Annotated in this window: 18 protein-coding genes and 4 tRNA genes; 8 read left to right on the top strand and 14 right to left on the bottom strand. The window is 67.1% G+C overall.

Going from position 1 to position 22,456, the window contains the following annotated elements:
- Positions 1-57 precede the first annotated feature (57 nt).
- Both ACVCMC_RS04040 and ACVCMC_RS04035 read right to left on the bottom strand, forming a co-directional pair.
- Positions 58-2,613 (bottom strand): putative bifunctional diguanylate cyclase/phosphodiesterase, encoded by a 2,556-nt coding sequence (locus ACVCMC_RS04040; RefSeq protein ID WP_447098754.1) that lies wholly within the window; start codon positions 2,611-2,613, stop codon positions 58-60.
- Positions 2,614-2,623: 10 nt separating this feature from the next.
- Positions 2,624-3,118: a hypothetical protein gene (locus ACVCMC_RS04035; protein ID WP_395118837.1), complete on the bottom strand. Its 495-nt coding sequence runs from the start codon at positions 3,116-3,118 to the stop codon at positions 2,624-2,626.
- Positions 3,119-3,403: 285 nt separating this feature from the next.
- Between ACVCMC_RS04035 and ACVCMC_RS04030 the strand changes: the two genes are divergently transcribed.
- Complete coding sequence (locus ACVCMC_RS04030) at positions 3,404-5,461, top strand: 3-hydroxyacyl-CoA dehydrogenase NAD-binding domain-containing protein (protein ID WP_447098753.1); 2,058 nt, start codon at positions 3,404-3,406, stop codon at positions 5,459-5,461.
- Positions 5,462-5,527: 66 nt separating this feature from the next.
- On the opposite strand, the gene ACVCMC_RS04025 is transcribed toward ACVCMC_RS04030, so the two are convergent.
- The 5 genes from ACVCMC_RS04025 to ACVCMC_RS04005 all read right to left on the bottom strand — a co-directional run bounded on the left by ACVCMC_RS04025 (position 5,528) and on the right by ACVCMC_RS04005 (position 10,552).
- A complete protein-coding gene (locus tag ACVCMC_RS04025) occupies positions 5,528-6,097 on the bottom strand; it encodes a DUF2058 domain-containing protein (RefSeq protein WP_447098752.1) in 570 nt (189 codons plus the stop codon).
- A gap of 38 nt (positions 6,098-6,135) precedes the next feature.
- Positions 6,136-6,360, bottom strand: coding sequence for a SlyX family protein (locus ACVCMC_RS04020; RefSeq protein ID WP_395118843.1), 225 nt, complete (start codon positions 6,358-6,360; stop codon positions 6,136-6,138).
- A complete protein-coding gene (locus ACVCMC_RS04015; RefSeq protein ID WP_447099452.1) occupies positions 6,360-7,700 on the bottom strand; it encodes a UDP-glucose dehydrogenase family protein in 1,341 nt (446 codons plus the stop codon). Before ACVCMC_RS04015 ends, ACVCMC_RS04020 begins: the two co-directional genes overlap by 1 nt.
- A gap of 131 nt (positions 7,701-7,831) precedes the next feature.
- Positions 7,832-8,590, bottom strand: coding sequence for an FKBP-type peptidyl-prolyl cis-trans isomerase (locus tag ACVCMC_RS04010; protein WP_395118845.1), 759 nt, complete (start codon positions 8,588-8,590; stop codon positions 7,832-7,834).
- A 195-nt stretch (positions 8,591-8,785) separates the two neighbouring features.
- A complete protein-coding gene (locus ACVCMC_RS04005) occupies positions 8,786-10,552 on the bottom strand; it encodes a cation:proton antiporter (protein ID WP_447098751.1) in 1,767 nt (588 codons plus the stop codon).
- A gap of 170 nt (positions 10,553-10,722) precedes the next feature.
- Between ACVCMC_RS04005 and ACVCMC_RS04000 the strand changes: the two genes are divergently transcribed.
- The 3 genes from ACVCMC_RS04000 (at position 10,723) to ACVCMC_RS03990 (ending at position 11,056) form a co-directional block, all read left to right on the top strand.
- Positions 10,723-10,798: transfer RNA gene (locus ACVCMC_RS04000), tRNA-Ala, on the top strand.
- Between the two features lie 69 nt (positions 10,799-10,867).
- Positions 10,868-10,943 (top strand) — tRNA-Glu (locus tag ACVCMC_RS03995).
- A 36-nt stretch (positions 10,944-10,979) separates the two neighbouring features.
- Positions 10,980-11,056: transfer RNA gene (locus ACVCMC_RS03990), tRNA-Asp, on the top strand.
- 111 nt (positions 11,057-11,167) lie between these two features.
- Here ACVCMC_RS03990 and ACVCMC_RS03985 read toward each other — a convergent pair.
- Positions 11,168-11,596 carry a DUF1249 domain-containing protein gene (locus ACVCMC_RS03985; protein ID WP_395121398.1) on the bottom strand — a complete coding sequence of 143 codons (429 nt, stop codon included), beginning with the start codon at positions 11,594-11,596 and terminating at the stop codon, positions 11,168-11,170.
- Positions 11,597-11,680: 84 nt separating this feature from the next.
- Positions 11,681-12,496: a posphoenolpyruvate synthetase regulatory kinase/phosphorylase PpsR gene (gene ppsR, locus ACVCMC_RS03980; protein ID WP_395118849.1), complete on the bottom strand. Its 816-nt coding sequence runs from the start codon at positions 12,494-12,496 to the stop codon at positions 11,681-11,683.
- Positions 12,497-12,720: 224 nt separating this feature from the next.
- Here ppsR and ppsA point away from each other — a divergent pair, with 224 nt between their 5' ends.
- Positions 12,721-15,093, top strand: coding sequence for a phosphoenolpyruvate synthase (ppsA, locus tag ACVCMC_RS03975; protein WP_447098750.1), 2,373 nt, complete (start codon positions 12,721-12,723; stop codon positions 15,091-15,093).
- 256 nt (positions 15,094-15,349) lie between these two features.
- Here ppsA and ACVCMC_RS03970 read toward each other — a convergent pair.
- Positions 15,350-15,439, bottom strand: a tRNA-Ser gene (locus ACVCMC_RS03970).
- A 108-nt stretch (positions 15,440-15,547) separates the two neighbouring features.
- Here ACVCMC_RS03970 and ACVCMC_RS03965 point away from each other — a divergent pair.
- The gene (locus ACVCMC_RS03965) at positions 15,548-16,249 is read left to right on the top strand and encodes a PP2C family protein-serine/threonine phosphatase (RefSeq protein ID WP_395118853.1); all 702 of its coding nucleotides are present in this window, start codon (positions 15,548-15,550) and stop codon (positions 16,247-16,249) included.
- An 18-nt stretch (positions 16,250-16,267) separates the two neighbouring features.
- Here ACVCMC_RS03965 and dnaQ read toward each other — a convergent pair whose 3' ends face one another.
- From dnaQ to ACVCMC_RS03950, 3 genes are read right to left on the bottom strand one after another with little or no spacing between them, the layout of a single operon-like run.
- Positions 16,268-16,972 carry a DNA polymerase III subunit epsilon gene (gene dnaQ, locus ACVCMC_RS03960; protein ID WP_395118855.1) on the bottom strand — a complete coding sequence of 235 codons (705 nt, stop codon included), beginning with the start codon at positions 16,970-16,972 and terminating at the stop codon, positions 16,268-16,270.
- Positions 16,969-17,412, bottom strand: a complete 444-nt coding sequence (rnhA, locus tag ACVCMC_RS03955; protein WP_395118857.1) for a ribonuclease HI — start codon at positions 17,410-17,412, stop codon at positions 16,969-16,971. Before rnhA ends, dnaQ begins: the two co-directional genes overlap by 4 nt.
- Positions 17,413-17,418: 6 nt before the next feature.
- Positions 17,419-18,120 (bottom strand): class I SAM-dependent methyltransferase, encoded by a 702-nt coding sequence (locus tag ACVCMC_RS03950; RefSeq protein ID WP_395118859.1) that lies wholly within the window; start codon positions 18,118-18,120, stop codon positions 17,419-17,421.
- Between the two features lie 238 nt (positions 18,121-18,358).
- Between ACVCMC_RS03950 and gloB the strand changes: the two genes are divergently transcribed.
- Together gloB and ACVCMC_RS03940 are read left to right on the top strand one after the other, a co-directional pair.
- Positions 18,359-19,123 carry a hydroxyacylglutathione hydrolase gene (gene gloB / locus ACVCMC_RS03945; protein ID WP_447099451.1) on the top strand — a complete coding sequence of 255 codons (765 nt, stop codon included), beginning with the start codon at positions 18,359-18,361 and terminating at the stop codon, positions 19,121-19,123.
- Positions 19,120-20,289: a transglycosylase SLT domain-containing protein gene (locus ACVCMC_RS03940; RefSeq protein ID WP_447098749.1), complete on the top strand. Its 1,170-nt coding sequence runs from the start codon at positions 19,120-19,122 to the stop codon at positions 20,287-20,289. The genes gloB and ACVCMC_RS03940 overlap by 4 nt, the downstream gene beginning before the upstream one ends.
- A gap of 112 nt (positions 20,290-20,401) precedes the next feature.
- Here the strand turns inward: ACVCMC_RS03940 and ACVCMC_RS03935 are convergent, their stop codons facing one another.
- Positions 20,402-22,312 carry a SurA N-terminal domain-containing protein gene (locus ACVCMC_RS03935; RefSeq protein WP_447098748.1) on the bottom strand — a complete coding sequence of 637 codons (1,911 nt, stop codon included), beginning with the start codon at positions 22,310-22,312 and terminating at the stop codon, positions 20,402-20,404.
- Between the last annotated feature and the right edge of the window lie 144 nt (positions 22,313-22,456).

The following is a 22,456-nucleotide window of genomic DNA, read 5'->3' as shown; positions in this document are numbered from 1 at the left end:
AGTTCAGTTTAGCCAATCGTCGCGCCAGCTCCCGTTATGGGGCCGCCTGCGGACCGCTCAAGCCGGTTCGGCCTGCCGCACGCCCAGCAGGCGCTGGCGCTCGGCCAGCATCTTCTCGAAGCTGATCGGCTGCAACGGCCGGCAGAACAGGTAACCCTGCAGCTCGTCGCAATGGTGGTCGCGCAGGAATTGCAGGTGCTGCTCGGTCTCCACGCCCTCGGCCACCACCGCACGGTTCAGCCGGTGGGCCATCTCGATGGTGGCCCGCACGATCGCCTCGTCGTCCGGGTCCACGCCGATATTGCGCACGAAGCTCTGGTCCACCTTGATGCGGTCGGCGGGCAGCCGGCGCAGGTAGTCCAGCGAGGCGGCGCCGGTGCCGAAATCGTCGATCGCGATGTGACAGCCGAGCCGGTGCAGCGCATTGAGGTTCTCCACCAGGTTCGGCGCCGCCTTGATGCTGATGCTCTCGGTGATCTCCATTTCCAGCAGGGTGGGATCGAGCCCGGTCTCGCGCAGCGCGCGCGCCACCATCTCCAGCAACTGCGGCTCCATCAACTGCACGGCCGACAGGTTGACGCCCAGGCGCAGGCGCAAGCCGTAGCGCTGCTCCCACTCGCGCGCCTGGCGGCAAGCGGTGTGCATCACCCATTCGCCGATCGACACGATCAGCCCGGTCTCCTCGGCCAGCGGAATGAACACGGCGGGGCTGATCATGCCCAGCTCGGGGTGCTCCCAGCGCACCAGCGCCTCCATGCCCACGATGTCCTCGGTCTCGGCATTGACCTGGGGCTGATAGACCACGCGCAACTCGCCGTTGCCTTCGGCGTGGCGCAGGCGCGTCTTCAGCGCCATGCCGTGCTGGCGCGCGTACTCCGGACTGACCTCGTAGATCTGGAAGTTGTTGCGGCCTTTGTGCTTGGCCGAATACATCGCCTCGTCCGCATGCTTGAGCAGGGTATCCGCGTCGTTGGCGTCGTCGGGAAAAAAGCTCACGCCCATCGACACGGTGACCTGCAGCTCCACGCCGTCTTCCAGGAAGATCGGCGACTCCATCATCTGCACGATCTTCTCGGCCACGCGCAGCACGTCGTCGTTCTTGACGATGTGGCGCAGCACGATGGTGAACTCGTCGCCGGCATAACGCGCCACGGTGTCGGAGGCGCGGATGCTGCCGCGCAACCGCTGGGTGACAGTGCGCAACACCCGGTCGCCGGTGGCGTGGCCGTAGGTATCGTTGATGGCCTTGAACCGGTCCAGGTCGACGAACAGCAGGGCAAAGCACTCGCCGTTGCGGATCGCCTCGCGCAGGATCGCCTCCAGCCGGTCGTTGAACAGCAACCGGTTGGGCAACCCGGTCAAGGCATCGACCAAGCCCTCGGCGCGACCCTGTTCGCGGGTGCGCTGCAGCTCCAGCGTGCGGGCGAAACGCGCCGCCGCGCAACGCAGCACCGGCTCGACCACCGCCATCTCGGCGAAACCGCGGCGGCTGCCGGCGAGCACGGCGCCGAGCACGCTGTGCCGCTCGTCGTACATCGGCAAGCCGACGAAGCCGGCCAGATCCAGCTGCTGCAGCAGCGGGTCGACCGCCGCCAGCTTGCCGGCATCGCTCTGGTACCGCATCGCCTGCCCGCCCAGCACCAGTTGCAGCGAACTCTGCAGGTAGCCCGGCGGCCACTGCGCGTGTTCCTCGCGGCTCAGTTGCAGGACCTGGGCGGGGGCGTCGGCCGTTTCCGGACGGACCGACCACACGGCCAGATAGTCCAGCGCCAGCTCGTCGAACAGCAGTTGCGCGCAGGCGGACTGCGCGTCGACGCCGCTGCTTGAGGCGAACAGGCGCGACAACAGCGACAACGCCGCCTCCGGCCGCAGGTCGGCGCGATCGCTGCGAAACTGCAGCGCCAGAGCCGCGCTGCCGCCCTGCTCGACCCGCCGCACGTTCACCTGACCGGTGTCGTAACCCAGCGACGACTTGCGCCGGGCCGGATGCCAGCGGCGATCCGCGTCGTTGAAAATGGTGACCGACGTGTCGCCCTCGAGCTGTACCGCCTCGGCCAGCGCCAGCCCGGCCCACTCGCTGGCAGGCAGGCGACTGTGCCGGATCACGCCGGGACTGACTTCGAGCAGGCACTGGCTCTGCAGGTCGACCATCAACCATTCGCTGCCGCTTTCCTCGAAGGCCCATCGCCAATCGCCGGCCGCACCCCAAACCGTCGGGACCGGGCCACCGGCTGCGCTGACCGGCAGGCGCTGCCAGCGCGCGACCAGTTCGGTGGCAATCTGTCCGGCGCAAAGCCAGTCGGCGATCCCCGGCGGCAGGTCGGCCGGGCTGCACGGCGCGCCATCGGCCAGCACCACGATCAGCGGCGCATCGGCGGCGCCCGGCAGCCGGCGCAATTGCTCGCAAGCGGCGCAGGCCTGGGTTTCGTCGCCATCCAGCACCAGCACCATCAACTGCAGCGGTTCCTGCGCGGCATTGCCCTCCAGCAGGATCGCCGCGTGGGAAATGTCGCGCGCCGAATGCAGCCGCGCGTAGCCGGCACGATCGAGCGCGTCGAACAGCGCCCGGCGCAGGTCGCGCTGGGCGGCTACCAGCAGGATGCCCGCATTCATGTGCGCGGCCTCATGTCAGCCAGCGACCATCGCGCAGGCGCAGCTGGCGCGGCTTGCCGTCTTCGGTACTGACCTGGGCGGCGAGGTCGCCCAGGTGGGCCACCAGCGCCTGCGGCGCATCGACCAGCACCACGCGGCGCAGGTGGCCCTTGGGCGCCCGCGCCAACTGGCGCAGCATCGCTGCATCCACCGCCGACAGGGGCAGCTCCACCCCGCGCAGGAAATAGACGCCGAAATGCATGCTCTGCTGCATGTAACGCAACGCATTGCCGAGCCGCTCGCAGTCCGGCACCCGGGCATGGGCCTCGCGCAGGCTGCCCAGCCCGGTGTCCGGCTGCCACAGGTATACCGCTTGGCCGCTGTGCCTGGCCAGCACGCGCACCTGTTCGATCAGCGCTTCGGCGTCCTTGCTTTGCAACACGACCAGGCCACTGGGCGCGGTCAGGATGCGTTCGAATATCTCGGCGCCAGCCTGGGGTACGGCGGAGGCCATGGCGATGGTCATCTGGTTTCGTCCTGCGGCAGGTGCTGAATCCGGACCCGCGGCGAGCGCGGATGCCTTCGAATGGCCGGGAACCGATCGACCCTCGTCGACCCGGTTCAGTTAGCCAATCGCACCTGCGGGAATCGCTCGGGAGCACCCGCGCGTGCGACTGGTTTCGGCGGATACCGTCCGCAACGGTCCGATTTCACACCGCTGTCACCAGCGGGTCAAGCGCACGCGTCACATCTCGCAATCGCGACCACGGAACGGTATGGTTCAGGCCTCCTCCACCATGTGCCGACCCCCATGTTCGAAGGATTGCGATTCAACCACTGGCGGACCCACGAGGACGATGGCCTAGTGACGCTGACGCTCGACCGCGCCGGCAGCAGCGTCAATGCGATCAATCGTGCCGTGCTGGACGAGCTGGATCAGATCGTCGAGCGGCTGGCGATCGACATGCCCGCCGGCGTCATCATCCATTCGGGCAAGTCCGCGGGCTTTGCGGTGGGCGCGGACATCCGCGAGTTCGTGGAATACGCGCGCCAGGACACCGTGCGCGAGAACATCGAGCACGGCCAGCGCGTGTACGAAGCACTGGCCCGGCTCGCCTGCCCCACCGTGGCCGCGGTGCACGGTCCCTGCATGGGCGGCGGCACCGAATTGATCCTGGCGTGCCGTCTGCGCGTGGCGGCCGACGAGGACAGTACCCGCATCGCCCTGCCCGAGGTGATGCTCGGCATCCACCCCGGCTGGGGCGGCACGGCCCGCCTGCCACGCCTGATCGGTGCGGCCGAGGCGATGCCGGTGATGCTCACCGGCAAGCCGCTCTCGGCGCGGCGCGCACTCGCGCTGGGCGTGGTCGATCACCTCGCACGCCCGCAGGAGCTGCTGGCCGAGGCGCGCCTGCTGCTGCGACGCGCGCCGTCGCGACCGTTCGGGCGTCGAGCCAAGGCGTGGGCCAGCAACAGCTGGCTGGGGCGACAGATCCTGGCGCCGATCATGGTCAAGCAGACGGCGGCCAAGGTACGTCGCGAGCACTATCCGGCGCCGTTCGCCCTGATCGACGTGTGGAAGCGCGGCGGCAGCGACATCGGCCAGCGCTTGAAGATCGAAGCCGACTCGGTGGCGCGGCTGGCGCAGACACCCACCGCGCAGAACCTGATCCGCATCTTCTTCCTGCAGGAGCGGCTGAAGGGCCAGGGCGGCGGCGTCGATGCGGCCATCAACCGCGTGCACGTCGTGGGTGCCGGCGTGATGGGCGGCGATATCGCCGCCTGGGTGGCGCTGAAAGGCATGGACGTGACCCTGCAGGACCGCGAGATGAAGTACATCCAGCCGGCGCTGGATCGCGCACGCGCGCTGTACGAGAAAAAGCTCAAGACCCCGGAGAAGATCGACGCGGCAGTGCAGCGGCTGCGCGCCGACGTCGACGGCAAGGGCGTCGCCCAGGCGGATCTGGCGATCGAGGCGATCTACGAGAATGCCGAGGCGAAAGAGGCGCTGTACGCCGCCATCGAGCCACAGCTCAAGGACGGGGCAATCCTGGCCAGCAACACCTCCAGCATTCCGCTGGACGAACTGCGCGGCAAGCTCGCTCGTCCGGCAGACTTCCTCGGCCTGCATTTCTTCAACCCGGTGGCGCAGATGCCGCTGGTGGAGGTCGTGCGCCACGACCGGCTCGACCCGGCCATCGAGAAACGCGCGCTGGCGTTCTGCAAGGCGATCGGCAAGCTGCCGGTCGCGGTCAAGGGCACGCCGGGCTTCCTGGTCAACCGCATCCTGGTCCCGTACCTGCTCGAAGCCATGCGGCTGTACAGCGAGGGCGTGCCCGGCGCGGTGCTCGATCGCGAGGCGAAGAAGTTCGGCATGCCGATGGGGCCGATCGAACTGGCCGACACGATCGGTCTGGACGTCTGCGCCTCGGTGGGCAAGGAGTTGGCGCCTTTCCTTGGCCTGGAGCTGCCGCCCGGCATGGACGAACGGCTCGCCGCCGGCAAGCGCGGCAAGAAGGACGGCCAGGGACTGTACGTGTGGCAGGACGGCAAGCCGCAGAAGCCCGAAGTGGACAACGACTACGTGACACCGCCGGACCTGCAGGATCGAATGATCCTGTCGATGGTCAACGAGGCGGTGGCCTGCCTGGCCGACGGCGTGGTCGACGACGCCGATCTGCTGGATGCAGGCGTGATCTTCGGCACCGGATTCGCACCCTTCCGTGGCGGCCCGATCCAGTACGTGCGCAGCGAAGGCGCCGACACGCTGAAGGCGAAGCTGGAGCAGCTGGCCCGCCGCCATGGCGACCGCTTCAAGCCCAAGCATGGCTGGGACCATCCGGCGTTGACGCAAGCGCCGGACCGCTGAATCGCGCGGCGGGCGGTGCCCGCCGCGCTTGCTTCGTGAGGCGGCGGTGCCCGCCCTACTTCGACCTCACCACATGAGATCGTCGGGTACGCCGTCGTCATCCGTGCCGGCGGTGCCCGGCGCCACCAGCAAGGCGACGTGGTTGGCGTCCAGTTCGCGCAGTTGCTCGGCCGTGTCGCGGCTGACCAGCAGGTAGCGACCGGCATGCTGCACCACGCCCAGTTCGCCGGCGTTGAGTGCCACCAGCTGGGTTGCGTCGACATGGATGCGGCGGATCTTGCCGGCGTATTCGAAGTTGCGCACCTGGTCGGCATCGGCCTTGTTCAACGCCTGGCCATCCAGCAGTTGCTGGATGCGCAGCTTGCGCTCACGCCGCAGCCGGGCTTGCTCGGCCGCCTCGCGCTCGATCCGCTGGCGCTCGCGGGCTTCAGTCCGGGCACGCAGCGCGTATGCCTTGGCCAGGTCGATGTCCTGCTGGCTCTGTCCCGACGGCCGCGCCGCATGCGGCTTGCCGCCCTTGCGTGCGGGCTTGCCGGGCGACGCAGGCGTCGGGCGCTTCGGTTCGTGCGCGCGGTCCTGCTGCACTTGTTTGACGATGCCGCTCTTGAGCAGCTGATCGCGCAGGGAATCGGCCATGCGGGCATTCCGTGATCGGCAGGTGGGAGGGGTCCGGGTCAGTAATGCGGCGGCGGCGGTTCATCGTGCGGATCGTCACCCTGCGCGATGCGCATCGACGCCACCTCGCCGCGCAGGTCGCGCAGGGCGCGTTCCAGCGCAGCGATCCGCTGCGACTGGTCGGCGTCCGCCGTGGTCAGCGCCTGCACCGCCTCGTCGATGAAGGTCAGCTTGATCTCCATCTCGTCGAGCCGGCGGGCGAGCACGTCGTTCGAACTGTTCATCACGACAACTGCAGGCTGCGGCCACGGCCGATGCCGTAATAGGCCAGACCCGCCTCCTCCACCACGGCCGGGTCGTACAGGTTGCGGCCGTCGAAGATCGCCGGGACCGCCAGCGCGGCACGGATCGCCGCAAAATCGGGGCTGCGGAAGGCCTTCCACTCGGTGACCACCGCCAGCACGTCGGCGCCCTGCAGGGCAGCCGCGGCGTGCTCGCAAAGCACCAGATCGGCACGTTCGCCGTACAGCCGCCGGGCTTCCTCGCGCGCTTCCGGGTCGAACGCGCGCACCTTCGCGCCGGCGCCCCACAGTTGTTCCATCAGGCGTCGGCTGGAAGCCTCGCGCATGTCGTCGGTATTCGGTTTGAACGCCAAGCCCCACAGCGCGATCGTGCGGCCGCCCAGCTGGCCGTCGAAATGCCGCGAGATCAGCTCGAACAACTTGCCCTTCTGCTGCCGGTTGACCGCCTCGACCGCACCGAGCAGGCGCGCCTCGTAGCCATGCGCGTGCGCGGTGCGCTCCAGCGCCTGCACGTCCTTGGGAAAGCACGAGCCGCCGTAACCGGCGCCCGGGTAGATGAAGCTGTAGCCGATGCGCGGGTCCGAGCCGATGCCCTGGCGCACTAGTTCCACGTCGGCGCCCACCCGCTCGGCGATGTTCGCGATCTCGTTCATGAAACTGATCTTGGTCGCCAGCATCGCGTTGGCGGCGTACTTGGTCAGCTCAGCCGAGCGCTCGTCCATCACCACCATGCGGTCGTGATTCCGGTTGAACGGCGCGTACAGCTTGCGCAGCAGGGCAACCGCGCGCGTGCTGGAAGAACCCACGACGATGCGGTCGGGGCGCAGGCAGTCTTCCACCGCAGCGCCCTCCTTTAGGAACTCCGGGTTCGAGACCACGTCGAATTCCACCGTGGCCTGGCGCGCCGCCAGCTCGGCCGCGACGGCTTCGCGCACGCGATCGGCGGTACCCACCGGCACGGTCGACTTGTTCACCACCACGGCGTAACGCTGCAGGTGACGGCCGATCGTGCTGGCCACCTTCTGCACGTACTGCAGGTCGGCGCTGCCGTCTTCGTCCGGCGGCGTGCCGACGGCGATGAAGATCAATTCACCGTGGGCGATCGCCGGCGCCGCCTCGGTGGTGAAGTCGAGCCGGCCACTGGCATGGTTGCTCTGCACGATCGATTCCAGGCCCGGCTCGTAGATCGGGATCTCGCCGCGCTTCAGCCGCTCGACCTTGCCTGCGTCGATATCGACGCAGACCACGTGATTGCCCATCTCGGCCAGACAGGCACCGGTAACCAGTCCGACGTAGCCGGTACCAAAGATCGTTACCTTCATCATCGTTGAGGGTTTTCCTGGAAAGTGAACCGCCTATTCTAACCGCGCCGTCCGACAGCGACACACCGCGCAAAAAGAAGGGGCGCGAATTGCTTCGCGCCCCTTCGGCGAACCTGCCGGCGAACCGTCGGTTACTGCCCGTCGGAACCGCTGGGAGCTGCCGGCGTCGGGCCCGTCTTGACCAGGGTCACGTCGAAGATCAGCGTGGCATTGGGCGGCATCGGCGGCTGCGGCTCGGCACCATAGGCCAGCGAGGCGGGAATGAACAACTTGTAGTGTCCACCTACCTGCATCAGCTGCAGGCCTTCGCGGAAGCCCGGGATCACGTTGGCGACCGGGATCGAGGCCGGCTTCGGACCATGCTTGGCGGAGGCGTCGAACACCTGGCCGTCCAGGAACGAGCCGGTGTAGTTGATCTCCACGGTGTCGTTCGGGCCCGGGCGGGCGCCGGTGCCGGCGGTGATCACCTTGTACTGCAGGCCGGAAGCCGTGGTCTTCACGCCAGGGGCGGTCTTGTTCTTGGCGAAGAAGGCGTCGCCTTCCGCCTTGTTCTTGGCTGCCTCCTGGGCGCGCTCGGCCTCGAACTTGGCCTGCACCTTGGTCATGAAGGCCTCGTAGACCTGCTTGGCCTCGGCCTCGCTGACGGTCGACTTCTGGCCCGACAGCGCGGCCTGCACACCACGCGCCACGGCGGCGGGGTCCATCTCGTCGCGCAGGATCGGCGGCACGCTCTCGCCCATCTTGTAATAACCGAATACGTAGCTGGCCTTGGCCTTGTCGACGGGGGCGGCGGCGCCAGTCTTGGCGGCCTGGGCAAATGCGCCCGCCGTCATGCCCAGCGCAACGGCCATTGCCACTGCCGTCAGCGTGGGACGCAGAAAGTGCTTCATTTGTAACTCCCTCATGAAAATGGAAATGCCGGCATCGCCGGCCGGACCCCGCGTTGGAGGCAGGCCACGCATTGTGCGGTGCCGGCCTGTTCTTGGCAACGATCGCGCCTTGTGACCGTCAGACGGCATAAAGGTTCAGCGTTGCACGGATGCCGGCCGCCGCCTCGCACCCGCCCCCCGCGTGGGACGTTGTTGTCAATCGGCCCCGTCCGCCGGCGGCTCCGGCTTGTCAAGGGTTTCCTTCAACGCCGCCTGCAACCGCGCATGCATGTGCACCAGGCCCCGCCACAGCACCACCGACAGCACCGCCCCCACCACCAGCAGGAAGATGGCGATGCCGCGCGGCGGCAGGATCGCCGAACCCAGCGCGCTCAGCAGGATGCCCAGCAGCAGCAGCGTGGCCAGCGGAATCACCCGCGCCAGCACGTTGCGGATGGCGTGGGTGTAGGAGCGCGCAAAGCTCTCGCGTATGCCGATCTCGGCCAGCAACATGCCCAGCGCGCCGGCCTTGCGATACACCGCGATCAGCATCGGCAGCGACAGGAACAACGCGCAGGCCCAGATCACCGTGTGCCGCATCTCGCGCCCGATGCCCACCGTGGAGAACCAGGTCCAGCCATGCGCATTGACATAGGCTCCGACCATGAACAGGGTCACCACCAGCAGAATGTTCACCGCGATGTGCCACAGCAGGCGCCGCAGGATCGCCGCCAGCGTGGCGTTCTCGTTCACCGGCTTGAGATGTTCCAGCCAGCCGCTGTAGCTGGTGGCCAGCAATTGCACGGAACGTGGCGTGACCCGCCGCAACCCGCTGGCCACGCGGTCGCCCGAGCGCGACAGGTACGGCGACAACGCCATGCACACCACCGAGACCGCGACGGCCACCGGATAGATGAAGTCGCTGATCACGCCCAGTGAAAGGCCGAGCGTGGCGATCACGAACGAGAACTCGCCGATCTGCGCCATGCCGAGGCCCGCCCGCAGCGCGGTGCGCGGTTCGTGCCCGACCACCAGCACGCCGAGGCTGCAGGCCAGCGTCTTGCCGACGACGACCACCCCCGCGATCAACAGCGCCGGCACCGCGTACTGCCACAGCATCGCCGGGTCGATCTTCAGGCCGATCGCCACGAAGAACAGCGCGGCGAACATGTCGCGCAAAGGCTCGACCAGCTGGACCACCCGGCCGGCGCTGCGCGACTCGGCCACCACCGCCCCGGCCAGGAAGGCACCCAACGCCACGCTGAAGCCCATCCACACCGCGACCAGGCTGGCGCCGAAACAGATCCCCAGCACGCTGACCAGCAGGGTTTCGTCGCGACCGAAGCCGGCCACGTAGTCCACCAGCCGCGGCAGCAGCAGCAGGCCCAGGATCATGCCGACCACCACGAACAGGCCCAGGTGTCCGATCAGGGTGAACGCCGCCTCCGCCTGCACCGAGCCGCCGATGGCCACCGCGGTGAGCAGGGTCAGCATGATGATGGCGAGCATGTCTTCGGCCACCAGCAGGCCCACCACCAGTTGGGCGAACGGCTGCTGACGCTGGCCCAGCTCGGACAGGGTGCGCGTCGCCACCATGGTCGAGGACAGCGAAATGATCGCGCCGAGAAACAGCGCATCCATGCCCTTCCAGCCGAACAGGCTGCCGATGCCGTAGCCGATCCACAGCATCAGGCCGACCTCGCCCACCGCCACCAGCAACATGCCGACACCCACGTCGCGCAGCTTGCGCACGCTGAATTCCAGGCCCAGCGTGAACATCAGCAGCACCACGCCCAGGTTGGAGATGTCGTCGATGGCGCGCGCGTCGCCGACCAGCACGCCGGGCGTGTGCGGACCGATCAGCACGCCAGCCAGGATGTAGCCCAGCAGCACCGGCTGACGCAGGCGCTGAAACAGGATCGTGGTGGCGCCGGCCACCAGCATCACCACGGCAAGATCACGGATGAACCCGATTTCGTGCATCGCCTTCCTTCGCCGTTGCCCTCGTCGCTGCAGCATAAAGGAGCGTCGGCGAAGATCGCGTCCGCATCGCCGCAGCCGTGGCGCGATGTGATGATGCGCACGCGCAACGGCGTCGAAAAAAAGCTTGACGGGCAAGCAACCCCACCCTATTCTTCTCGGCTTCCAGCGGCGGGGCCATAGCTCAGCTGGGAGAGCGCCTGCATGGCATGCAGGAGGTCGGCGGTTCGATCCCGCCTGGCTCCACCAGGTTTTGATTCAGTGCAAGTCCTTTGCGAGAACCCGCGCATCCATGTGCGGACTTTTCGAAAAATCAACGTCCCCATCGTCTAGAGGCCTAGGACATCACCCTTTCACGGTGGCGACCGGGGTTCGAATCCCCGTGGGGACGCCAAGTTGGGCCGCGCAAGCTGGAAGCTGTTGCAACTGCGGAGTGGTAGTTCAGTTGGTTAGAATGCTGGCCTGTCACGCCGGAGGTCGCGGGTTCGAGTCCCGTCCACTCCGCCACCATTCAAAACGAAAACCCGCCTGGCGCGGGTTTTTTGTTGTGGTGATTTGTGCATCCATCCATGGGCGCAAAGATCAGGACGCAGCCATGGATCGCTTTGAATAGAACCGCTATTCCCCACCGCCTTCGTGCGACTCCGGCTGCGGCTCCAGGGTGCCGGTGGAATGCCCCTGCTCGGCGAGGTATTCCAGCCATCGGGCCAGGAATCGGTTCATGCGCAGGCGGTACTGGAACACCGAGTGCACCGGGGAAAACGGGCCCAGCACCTGCCACAGGTGCCGGCCCGGGTGGCAGTGCAGCGCCTCGGCGACATGCGCGTCGGTGTACATGCGCAACTGCGCCGAGGGCGCGCGCTGGCCGGTGTGCGCATCGACGAATCCGTAGGTGAGCTCCAGCTCGACGGTGTACGGGTGGTGCTCCTGCACCTGCAGGTGCACGTCCAGGCCGTCGTCCACGCTCGACACGTAGCGGCCGGCGGGAAGCTCGTGCGGCGCGAACAGCCGCGCGAGGCGGTGATAGTTCTCCGCATACAGACCCATCAGGGTCTCGAACCGTCCCGGCAGCAGGCTGTTTCGATGGTCCAGTACGGCACTCGTGGGCAACGCACAAACTCCGGATGAAAATCAGAACATGGTCCGCTCGATGCCGAAGCGGTCGAAGATCTTGCTGGCGATCTCCTCGATCGACACGTGAGTGGTGTTGAGGCTGGGTATCCCGGCCTGGCGCATCAGCCGTTCGGCCTGTTCCAGCTCCCAGCGGCATTGCGCGATCGTGGCGTAACGGCTGCCGGAGCGGCGCTGCTCGCGAATCTGCGCCAGGCGTACCGCGTCGATGGTCAGCCCGTAGAGGCGGTCCTTGTAGGGCCGCAGCCGCGCGGGCAACTCCAGTTTCTCCAGGTCCTCGTCGGTCAACGGATAGTTGGCGGCGCTGACGCCGTAATGCAAGGCCATGTAAAGGCAGGTGGGCGTCTTGCCCGAACGCGACACGCCGACGAGGATCAGATCGGCATCGGCGTAATTCACGTCGATCCCGTCGTCATGCGACAACGCGTAGTTGGTGGCGTTGATGCGCGCCTCGTACTTGTCGAAATCGACCATGCCGTGCGAGCGATTCACCGCACCGGACCGGCGCGTCTGCAGCTCTTCCTCCAGCGGACCGATGAACGGCGCGAACACGTCCAGCATCAGCGCACCGCTCGAAGCCACGATGTCGCACAGGTTGCGGTCGGCCATGGTGTTGACCACCACCGGACGCTGCCCGGTCTGTGCGTAGTTGGTCTTGATCCGCAGTGCAGCCAACTCGGCCTTGTGCGGGTTGTCGGTGAACGGCAACCGGTGCTTGTCGAACCGGACACCCTCGAACTGCGCCAGGATGCTGTTGCCGATCGTCTCGGCGGTAATACCAGTGGAATCGGAAATGAAAAACACGGTTCGCTGCATGTGAAGCTTCCGCCGGGCCGAGTGCGCAGGCTCGCACCTTAGCGCAAGGGCAAAACGCTGTCCCGTGTTGAACGCGCGTTGACTGGTATCGGGTTGGAATGACATCGCGTGGCACTGGTCTTCTTGTGCTTCGCACCATCCGCGGCGGACAATACCAGTTTCCCGCAGCGCGCCCGCGACCGCTGGTTCCCTGCCCCCCGTTCCGCCATCCCGAGGAGACACCCTTGAACGACCTGGTGCTTTGGCTCGATCAACTGCGCATGACTGACCTTGGCAAGGTCGGCGGCAAGAATGCTTCGCTGGGCGAAATGATCGGCAACCTAGCCAAACTGGGTGTCTCGGTGCCCGGCGGCGTTGCCACCACCGCCAGTGCGTTCCAGCAGTATCTGGAAAAGAGCGGGCTGGCCCGGCGCATCCAGGATCGACTGGCCACGCTCGACGTCGACAACGTCGATGCCCTGGTCGCGGCCGGCAAGGAAATCCGCGGCTGGATCGTCGACACCGCCCTGCCCGCCGAACTCGAGCAGGCGATCCGCGCGGCCTACATCAAGCTGTGCAGGGACGCCGGTGCCGACGACATCGCGGTTGCGGTTCGTTCCTCTGCTACCGCCGAGGACCTGCCCGACGCCTCGTTCGCCGGCCAGCAGGAAACCTTCCTCAACGTGGTCGGCATCGACGACGTGCTGCACAAGGTGAAGGAGGTCTTCGCCTCGCTGTACAACGACCGGGCCATCGCCTACCGCGTGCATCAGGGCTACAAGCACGAGGACGTGTTCCTCTCCGCCGGCGTGCAGCTGATGGTGCGTTCGGACGTGGGCGCCTCCGGCGTGCTGTTCACGCTGGACACCGAGTCGGGCTTCCGCGACGTGGTGTTCGTCACCGGCTCCTATGGTCTGGGCGAGATGGTCGTGCAGGGCGCGGTGAATCCCGATGAGTTCTACGTGTTCAAGCCGACCCTGCGCGCAGGCAAGCCGGCCGTGCTTCGTCGCAACCTGGGCGCCAAGCAGTTGCGCATGGTCTATTCCAGCGCGCCGGGCGAGCGCGTGAGGACCGAGGACACTCCGGCCGAACTGCGCCACAAGTTCTGCATCAGCGACGACGACGTGCAGGAACTCGCCCGCCAGGCGCTGATCATCGAGAAACATTACGACCGCCCGATGGACATCGAGTGGGCGAAAGACGGCCACACCGGCAAGCTGTACATCGTGCAGGCCCGCCCGGAGACGGTGAAGTCGCGCTCGCATGCGACCCAGCTGGAGCGCTTCAGCCTCAGCGAGAAAGGCAAGGTGCTGGCCGAAGGCCGCTCGATCGGCCAGAAGATCGGCGCCGGCAAGGCCCGCGTGATCCGCTCCCTGAGCGACATGAACAAGGTGCAGGTCGGCGACGTGCTGATCGCCGACATGACCGACCCCGACTGGGAGCCGGTGATGAAGCGCGCCTCGGCCATCGTCACCAACCGCGGTGGTCGCACCTGCCACGCGGCGATCATCGCGCGCGAGCTGGGCGTGCCGGCGGTGGTCGGCACCGGCAATGCGCTGGAGCTGATTCCGGATGGCGCTGACGTCACCGTGTCCTGCGCCGAAGGCGACACCGGCACGATCTACGAAGGCATCCTGAAGTACGAGCGGATCACCGCGGATCTCGGCGACATGCCCGAGGCGCCGTTGAAGATCATGATGAACGTGGCCAACCCGGAGCGTGCCTTCGACTTCGGCCAGCTGCCGAACGCCGGCATCGGCCTGGCCCGGCTGGAGATGATCATCGCCAGCCACATCGGCGTGCATCCCAAGGCGCTGCTGGAATACGCCAAGCAGGACGCCGAAACCAAGGCAAAGATAGACGAGCGCATCGCCGGCTATGCCGGCCCGGTCGAGTTCTACGTCGATCGCCTCGCCGAAGGCATCGCCACCATCGCCGCCTCGGTCTACCCGAAGCCGGTGATCGTGCGCCTGTCCGACTTCAAGTCGAACGAGTACGCCGGCCTGCTCGGCGGCTCGCGCTACGAGCCGCACGAAGAGAACCCGATGATCGGTTTCCGCGGCGCCAGCCGCTACGTCGACCCCAGCTTCGCCGAGGCGTTCGCGCTGGAATGCAAGGCAGTGAAGCGCGTGCGCGAGGTGATGGGTCTCTCCAACGTGTGGGTGATGATCCCGTTCGTGCGCACGCTCGGCGAAGGCCGCAAGGTGATCGAGGTGCTGGCGAAGAACGGCCTCAAGCAGGGCGAGCACGAGCTCAAGGTCATCATGATGTGCGAGGTCCCGTCGAACGCCCTGCTCGCCGACGAGTTCCTCGACATCTTCGACGGCTTCTCGATCGGCTCGAACGACCTCACCCAGCTCACCCTGGGCCTGGACCGCGACTCCAGCATCGTCGCCGGCCTGTTCGACGAGCGCGACCCGGCGGTGAAGAAGCTGCTGGCCATGGCGATCAAGACCGCCCGCGCCAAGGGCAAGTACATCGGCATCTGCGGCCAGGGCCCCAGCGACCACCCCGACCTCGCGGAGTGGCTGATGGAACAAGGCATCGAATCGGTCTCGCTGAACCCGGACACCGTGGTCGATACCTGGTTGCGGTTGGCAAAGAAGAAGGCTGGCTGAGGCCAGCGCGTCCGGTGCGGCAAACATGCCGCGTTGTTTGCAAGGGGGCCGGTCTCGACCGGCCCCCTTTTTCACGTGCGTGACTTGCAAAACGCCCTTTCGGCAAGGGGATTATTCGTCCCGTCCGGGCCAGACCCTTCCGCGCCACGCGCTCCGGGGCCAGCCTGCGGCTGTCCGTATTCGTTCCGGACGAATCCGTCGAACCGGGCGGATCGTGCAATACGCAAAACGCCCCTTTCGGGGCGTTTTGCGTATCTGGCGGAGAGGGTGGGATTCGAACCCACGGTACGCTTGCACGTACGCCTGATTTCGAGTCAGGTACATTCGACCACTCTGCCACCTCTCCGGTCGGGTGCATGGGCGCATGCGAGCCGCGAATCATACGCGAGCAAGGGAACCGTGACAACAACCGTGGCTTGCGGCATGCTGCACAGCTTGCCCTGACACTAGCCCCATGATCGAGCTCGGACACGGAACCCATGTCGGCCTGCGCCGCACGCGCAACGAGGACACCTACCACGCCGATGTCTCGCTCGGCCTGTTCCTGGTCGCCGACGGCATGGGCGGCCACCAGCATGGCGAGGTAGCGTCGGCACTGGTGCGCGATGCGATGGTCGAGCTGGTCGGCGCCGGGTCGGGCCTGATCGAGGCCGTCAATGGTGCGGGCGAGCGATTGCTGGCGCACGCCCGGCCCAGCTTCGACCTGTTGCCGATGGGCACCACGATCGCAGCACTGCGGATCGTCGGCGACGCGTATGAAGTGGCCTGGGTCGGAGACAGCCGCATCTACCTGTGGCAACACACCCTGCGCCGCGTCAGCCACGACCATTCGCTGGTCCAGGCACTGGTGGAAGCCGGCCAGCTCGACCCGGCCCAGGCGGCGCAGCACCCGCAGCGCAACCTGCTCACCCAGGCACTCGGCGTCACCGCCACCGAGCAACTGCGCATCGGCATGGCCCGCGGCACGCTGGAACCCGGCATGAGCTTCCTGCTGTGCAGCGACGGCTTGACCGAGTGCGTCGACGATGCAGCGATCGCCCGTACTGTCGCGCGCAACGACCTCGCCGCGCAGGAATGCGCCGACCAATTGCTGTTGGACGCGCTCGACGGCGGTGGCGACGACAACATCACCGTCGTCCTCGTGCGCTGCAGCTGAAACATCGCGCCGCGCGGCTCAACCCAACCGGCGCCACACGCTCTGTCCGCCCGCGCTCTTGTCCAGCGCATCGAGCCGTCGCTCATGCTCCAGCAACTCGCTTGCCGACGCGCACAGTACACGTGGACGCACCTGCAGGGTTGCCGGCGGCAGTACCACCGCGTGTTGCGGGGTCGCTGCATCGAACTCCAGATCCAGCCCGACCTGACCCGAGGTCATGGCCAGATAGACGTCGGCCAGCAGCTGCGCGTCGATCAGGCCACCGTGCAGGTCGCGACGCGAGTTGTCCACGCCCAGCCGCTTGCACAAGGCATCCAGGCTGTTGCGCTGGCCGGGATAGCGCTCGCGCGCCATCGCCAGCGTGTCCAGCACGCTGCACCGATCGGCGATGCAGCCGCTGGCGGCACCGAGGCGCGCCAGTTCGGCGTCGAGAAAGCCCACATCGAACGCCGCGTTGTGGATGATCAGTTCGGCGCCGGCGATGAAGGCGAGGAACTCGTCGGCGACATCGGCAAAGCGCGGCTTGTCGAGCAGGAACTCGTCCTCGATGCCGGTGACCTGGCGGGCGCCTTCGTCGATCGCACGATCGGGGTTCAGATACGTCTGGTAGTAGCGACCGGTGAGCCTGCGTTCGACCATCTCGACGCAGGCGATTTCCACCAGGCGATGGCCCTGGCGTACTTCCAGGCCGGTCGTTTCGGTATCCAGGACGATCTGCCTCATGCCCCGCTCCTGATCGACTCGGCCTGCTCGCGCGCGGCGCGGTCGACACGCTCGTTTTCCGCGTGGCCGTTGTGGCCGCGCACCCACTGCCAGCGAACCTGGTGCGTACCCACCGCATCGGACAGGCGCTGCCACAGATCCTGGTTCTTGACCGGCTTGCGGTCGGCCGTGCGCCAGCCGTTGGCGCGCCACTTCGGCAACCACTGCTCGATGCCCTGCATGACGTAGCGCGAATCGGTAGTGAGCGTGACCACGCAGGGGCGCTTGAGCGCCTCCAGCGCGCCGATCGCCGCCATCAGCTCCATGCGGTTGTTGGTGGTGGCGGGCTCCCGGCCGGCCAGCATCCGCTCGCCGCCAGGGGCCCGCAGCAAGGCGGCCCAGCCGCCCGGTCCGGGATTGCCGAGGCAGGCGCCGTCGGTAAATGCTTCCACTTCACTCATGGGTGTTCAGGTATCCCTTGTTGCCTGCAGGGCCGGGTTGGGCCGTGTCCCCGGCGACAGCCTGCCCGCTGCCGGCACCGGCAGTTTCACGGGCTTGATGCGCAGCGGTGTGGCCAGTCGCCGCTGCTTGCGCGCGAGCAACACATAGCCGCCACCCAGCACGCTGTCCATTGTCGTCGAAGTCGCCGGCAGCCCCGGCCAACCGCGTCCGACGCGGCGGGCCAGTTCGATCTCCATGCCTGCATGGCGCAGCACGCGTTCCAGCTGCAGCGGAAGCTGCAGCTTGAGCGTCCGGCCCCGCGCATGCCAGCGCAACCACGGCGACCACCCGCTGACCGGATGCACACCGGTCAACGCCAGCACCCCGCCCGGCGCCAGCACGCGCAGCACGTCTTCCAGCAGCGCCGATGACACCGGCGATACCTCCAGGGCGTGACGCAGCAGGACCAGATCGAACGCGTCGGCCACGAACGGCAGCGGCTGATCCACGGCGGCACGCAGATCGCCGCCATAGCGACCGCCGTCGAGATAAAGACGAACCCAACTCCCCAGCATCGGCAGCGCCGGCGGCGCCTCGTCCGCGGCGACGCCGAGCAACAACGCGTGCGTGCCGAAACAACGCTGCAACTCCGGCGCCAACACCCGCGCCTGGGCATCGCGCAACCGGCGCAGCGGTGCACTGGCGTAGATGTCGTCCTGTGGGTGCATGCAGCGGGGGTCCAGGGGCTGGCGCGAACCTCCAGTTTAGCTGCAGCGGCAACCGATCGCAGTCGCCTGACCTGGCGCACGGATCTGAATGACCGACCCACCTCTTAACACCATGCTAACGAGAAGCTGCCGATGCCCCTTTATAGTCGGGCGCTCCCATGCGGCCGGGCGGCCGCGTCTGCCGGTGACGCATCGGCATCGACGCGCCGTCGGTGTCGCCCGACCATCCGGAACCGCCTTGCACCTTCTCCCTCTACCGGCCCTCACCGACAACTACATCTGGCTGCTTCATGACGATGAAGGCCAGGCCGTGGTCGTCGATCCGGGCGATGCGGCGGTCGTCGAGCAGGCCTTGGCGCAGCACCGGTGGCGCCTGCGTGGCGTGTTGCTGACGCATCATCACAACGACCACATCGGCGGGGCGGCTGCACTGCGGCAACGCCATGACGTGCCGGTATACGGACCGCGTGATTCGCGCATCGAAGGCCTGACGCACGCCGTCGGCGATGGCGACACCGTGGAGTTCTCTGCGCCCGACCTGGTTTTCGAGGTGCTGTCGATTCCGGGACACACCCTCACCCACGTCGGCTACGTCGGCGCCGGCCTGCTGCTGTGTGGCGACACCTTGTTCAGTCTCGGCTGCGGGCGCCTGTTCGAGGGCACGCCGACCCAGATGCTCGCCTCGCTGGACCGTCTGGCGGCGCTGCCCGGTTCGACCCAGGTTTGCGCCGGGCACGAGTACACCCATGGCAACGGCCTCTTCGCCGACACGGTTGAGCCGGGCAACTCCGCGCTGCGGGAACGGCGGCACGAAGTGGCGCAATTGCGTGCCGACGGCCAGGCCAGCCTGCCCGTCACGCTGGCCACGGAGCTGGCAACCAATCCATTCCTCCGGGTCGACGCCGACGCCGTGATCGACTGGTGCGCTGCACGCGGCGTCGACGGCAACCGCGTGTCCCGCTTCGCCGCACTGAGGGCGGCCAAGGACGTCTTTCGCGCATGAACCGGACGCCCCGACACCTGCTGCTGCCGCTGGCGCTGTCGACAGCGCTGGCCGCCTGCAGCAACATGCCTTCGCAACCGGCACGCGCACCTGTCGCCGTCGTCGCCCCCGCCAGCACGCCACCGGCGGTTGCCGCCAGTGTCGCGACTGCGGCACCTGTACCGGCGGCCGACCTGTGGGATCGACTGCGCAGCAGTTTTGTCATGCCGGATTGCAATGCCGACCCCGCGGTGCTGGCGTGGGCCGGGCGCTACACGCGCAGCCCGGCGCGGTTCGAGGACACCTTGCGCGAGGCGATGCCGCGCCTGGCCTATGTCCAGCAGGTCGCCGAGCAATACGACGTGCCCGGCGAGTTCGCACTGCTGCCGTGGGTGGAGAGCCGTTACCGCCCGGTGCAGGGACGCAGGCACCATGCTGCCGGCATGTGGCAGATCATGCCGGTGACCGCCCGCTCGATGGGCCTGCGCGTGGATCGCCATTACGACGGCCGGCTGGACATACCGGCCGCAGCGCACGCCGTGATGAAGTTGCTGCGGCAATACCACGACCGCTTCCACGACTGGCGCGTGGCCGACTATGCATACAACGCCGGCGAGTTCAAGATACGCGGGTTGATCAGCCGCCACGGCATGCCGGCGGACAAGCCGGCGATCCCCGACCTGCCGGTACGCCGCGTCACTCGCGAGCACCTGACCCAGTTGCTGGCGATCGCATGCGTGATACGCGAGCCGTCGCGCTTCCAGGTCAGCCTGCCCAGCCTGCCGGAGTCCGAGCACCTGGTGCAGGCACCGGTGACGCATCCCGTCACGGTGGCGCACGCCGCCGAAATGGCCGGCATGCCGGAATCGGCCCTGCGTCATCTCAATGCGGCATTCCGCGGCAACAAGCTGGATGGGCGAACGGTTTCGCATCTCATGCTGCCGGCCGGTCACGCCGGTCGGTTCGAGCTCGCCATGCTCGATGCCGCCGCGGCCTCCACCACCACCGCAGCAGACGACGAATCGTCCCGCGGTCCTGACACGCACGTGGTCAGCCCCGGTGAAAGCCTGTGGCAGATTGCGCGCGAGTATTCGACCAGCGTCGCGCATCTGCAGCAACTGAACGACCTGGCCCAGGGCCAGGCGATCCAGCCGGGACAGGTGCTGAAGCTGGGCGACGTCGACTGAAGGCTTGCGCCGCCACTGACCTGCTCCGTGGCGACATCGTGCTCTCGGGGTCAGCCTTCGCCGGTGCGCACGGCACGAGCCATGCGCACCGGCGCCAGCCGAGCGAACCCGGCTACAGCAGGTTCTTGTTGATCTTGATCTTGGTCTTGGCGCGCAGCGTCTGGAGCAGCTCGCGCGTCGCCTCGCCGGCATAAGCCTGGGCCATCTGGCGATGCAGCATGTCGCGCTCTTCCGGCGTGATCCTGGAGAGATCGCCGGGCTGCACCTTGTCCACGGCCACCAGCGCGAAGCCACCATCACCCATGTTCACTTCGGCGAAGCTGGGCTTGTCGGGCGCCGACGGATGTGGCAACAGGTAGGCCTCCTTCAGCACCGGCGCCGGCACCTGCAGCGACTGGCCGCGCACGGCTTCGGCCACGCTGACGATCCTGGCGCCGAGCGACTTGGCCACCGCTTCCATGTCCTCGCCCTTGCGCAGGCGCGCCAGCACGTCATCGGCCTGCTTGCGGGCCGCCGCCGTGATGCGCTCCTCCAGGATGCTCTGCTGCACCTTGGCGCGAACCTCGGCCAACGGCTTGACCGCAGCCGGCACGTGCTTGTCAACGTGGATCACGATGGAGTGGTTGTTGCCCAGATCGATCAGACTCGAATTGTTGCCCTGGACCAGCACGTCGTCGCTGAATGCGGCGGCGACCACCTTTGGGTTGGCCGCCAGGCCCTTGCCGTCGGTGCGCGAAAACAGCGGCAGGGTCTGGATCGGCAGATCAAGCGCGGCGGCCGCGGGCTCGAGCGAGCCCGGGTTCGAGTAGGTCTGGTCCGCCATCTTGCCGGCCAGTTCGTTGTACTCGCGATCGCGCTCGGCGGTGGTCGCCTCCTGCAGCAACTGGTCGCGCACTTCGGCAAACGGCTTGGACTCGCCACTGCGCACGTCGCGCAGCCAGATGATGTGGTAGCCGTCGGAGGACAGCACCGGCTTGGAGATCTGCCCCTTCTGCAGCGCAAACATCGCCGAATCGAAGGCGGCGTTGGTCACGCCCTTCTCGAGCCAGCCGAGGTCGCCGCCCTGGCGCCGCGAACCCAGATCCTGTGAATCCTTTTCGGCCAGCTGGGCAAAATTCGCCGGCGTGGCTTCGGCCGCGATCTTGTCCGCGGTGGCCAGCGCAGCCTTCTGCTGTTCGGGCGTGGCGTTGGGGGGCACGTTGACGAGGATGTGCGAAACCAGCCGCTGCTCGGGCTGCACGAAGCGCTGCTTTTCCTCTTCGTAGCGCGCCTTGAGTTCCTCGTCGCTGGGGGCCGCTTTCGGCTTGAGCTTGGCGCTGTCCACCTCGACGTACTTCACCGAAACCCGCTCGGGATTCATGTAATCGGCCTGGTGCGCCTTGTACCAGGATTCGATTTGCGCGTCGGTCACCTCTTTCTCGGCGGGCTCCGGCTTCTGCAGCACGAAGTAACGCAGGTCGCGCCGCTGAGTGGCCAGGCCGAGATAGTTGTCGACGCGCTCGTGGCTGATGATGGCGCTGTCGCTGATTGCCTGCGGCAGCAGTTGCGTGGCCAGCGAGGAGCGGATCTCGTCCTCGAACATGGCCGAAGTCTTGCCGCTGCTGGTGAGGTAAGCCCGGTAGCTGGTCGGGTCGAACTTGCCGTTGACCTGGAACGCCGGGATACCCGCGATGGCGTCGCGCAGCGCCTGATCGGAGACGCGCATGCCCCAGTCGGCATTGGCCTGCAGCAAGAGCTGCTCGTCGATCATCGCGTCCAGCACACGCAGCTTGGTTTCCGTCTTCTCGAACACGGTCGGGTCGAACTGCTCGCCCTGCTGCTCGCTGACTTGCTGCCGCAACTGGTTCATGCGGTTCTGGAATGCGTTCTGGCTGATTTCCTGCTTGCCCACCTTGGCCACGAATGTGTCGTTCTGCGAGGTGAAATAGCTCTCCATGCCAAACAGCGACATCGCCAGCACGGCGAGGCCGAGAACGATGATGGACGGCCATCCGTGCATCTTGTTACGCATTGCCTGCAGCATAGAAATCTTCCCGCAACGTGATTTGGAAGCGCGCGAAGCGCATGATCCACACGAGGCACCGGATGCCTCATCGCTGCATGCCGGGGCGCCATGGCATCGCCGGAACACGCAGGTCTCAAACGACAAAGGCGCCCCACGGGCGCC

Source organism: Rhodanobacter sp. UC4452_H20, from assembly GCF_052978205.1.
This window is presented reverse-complemented; position numbering and strand designations above follow the sequence as displayed.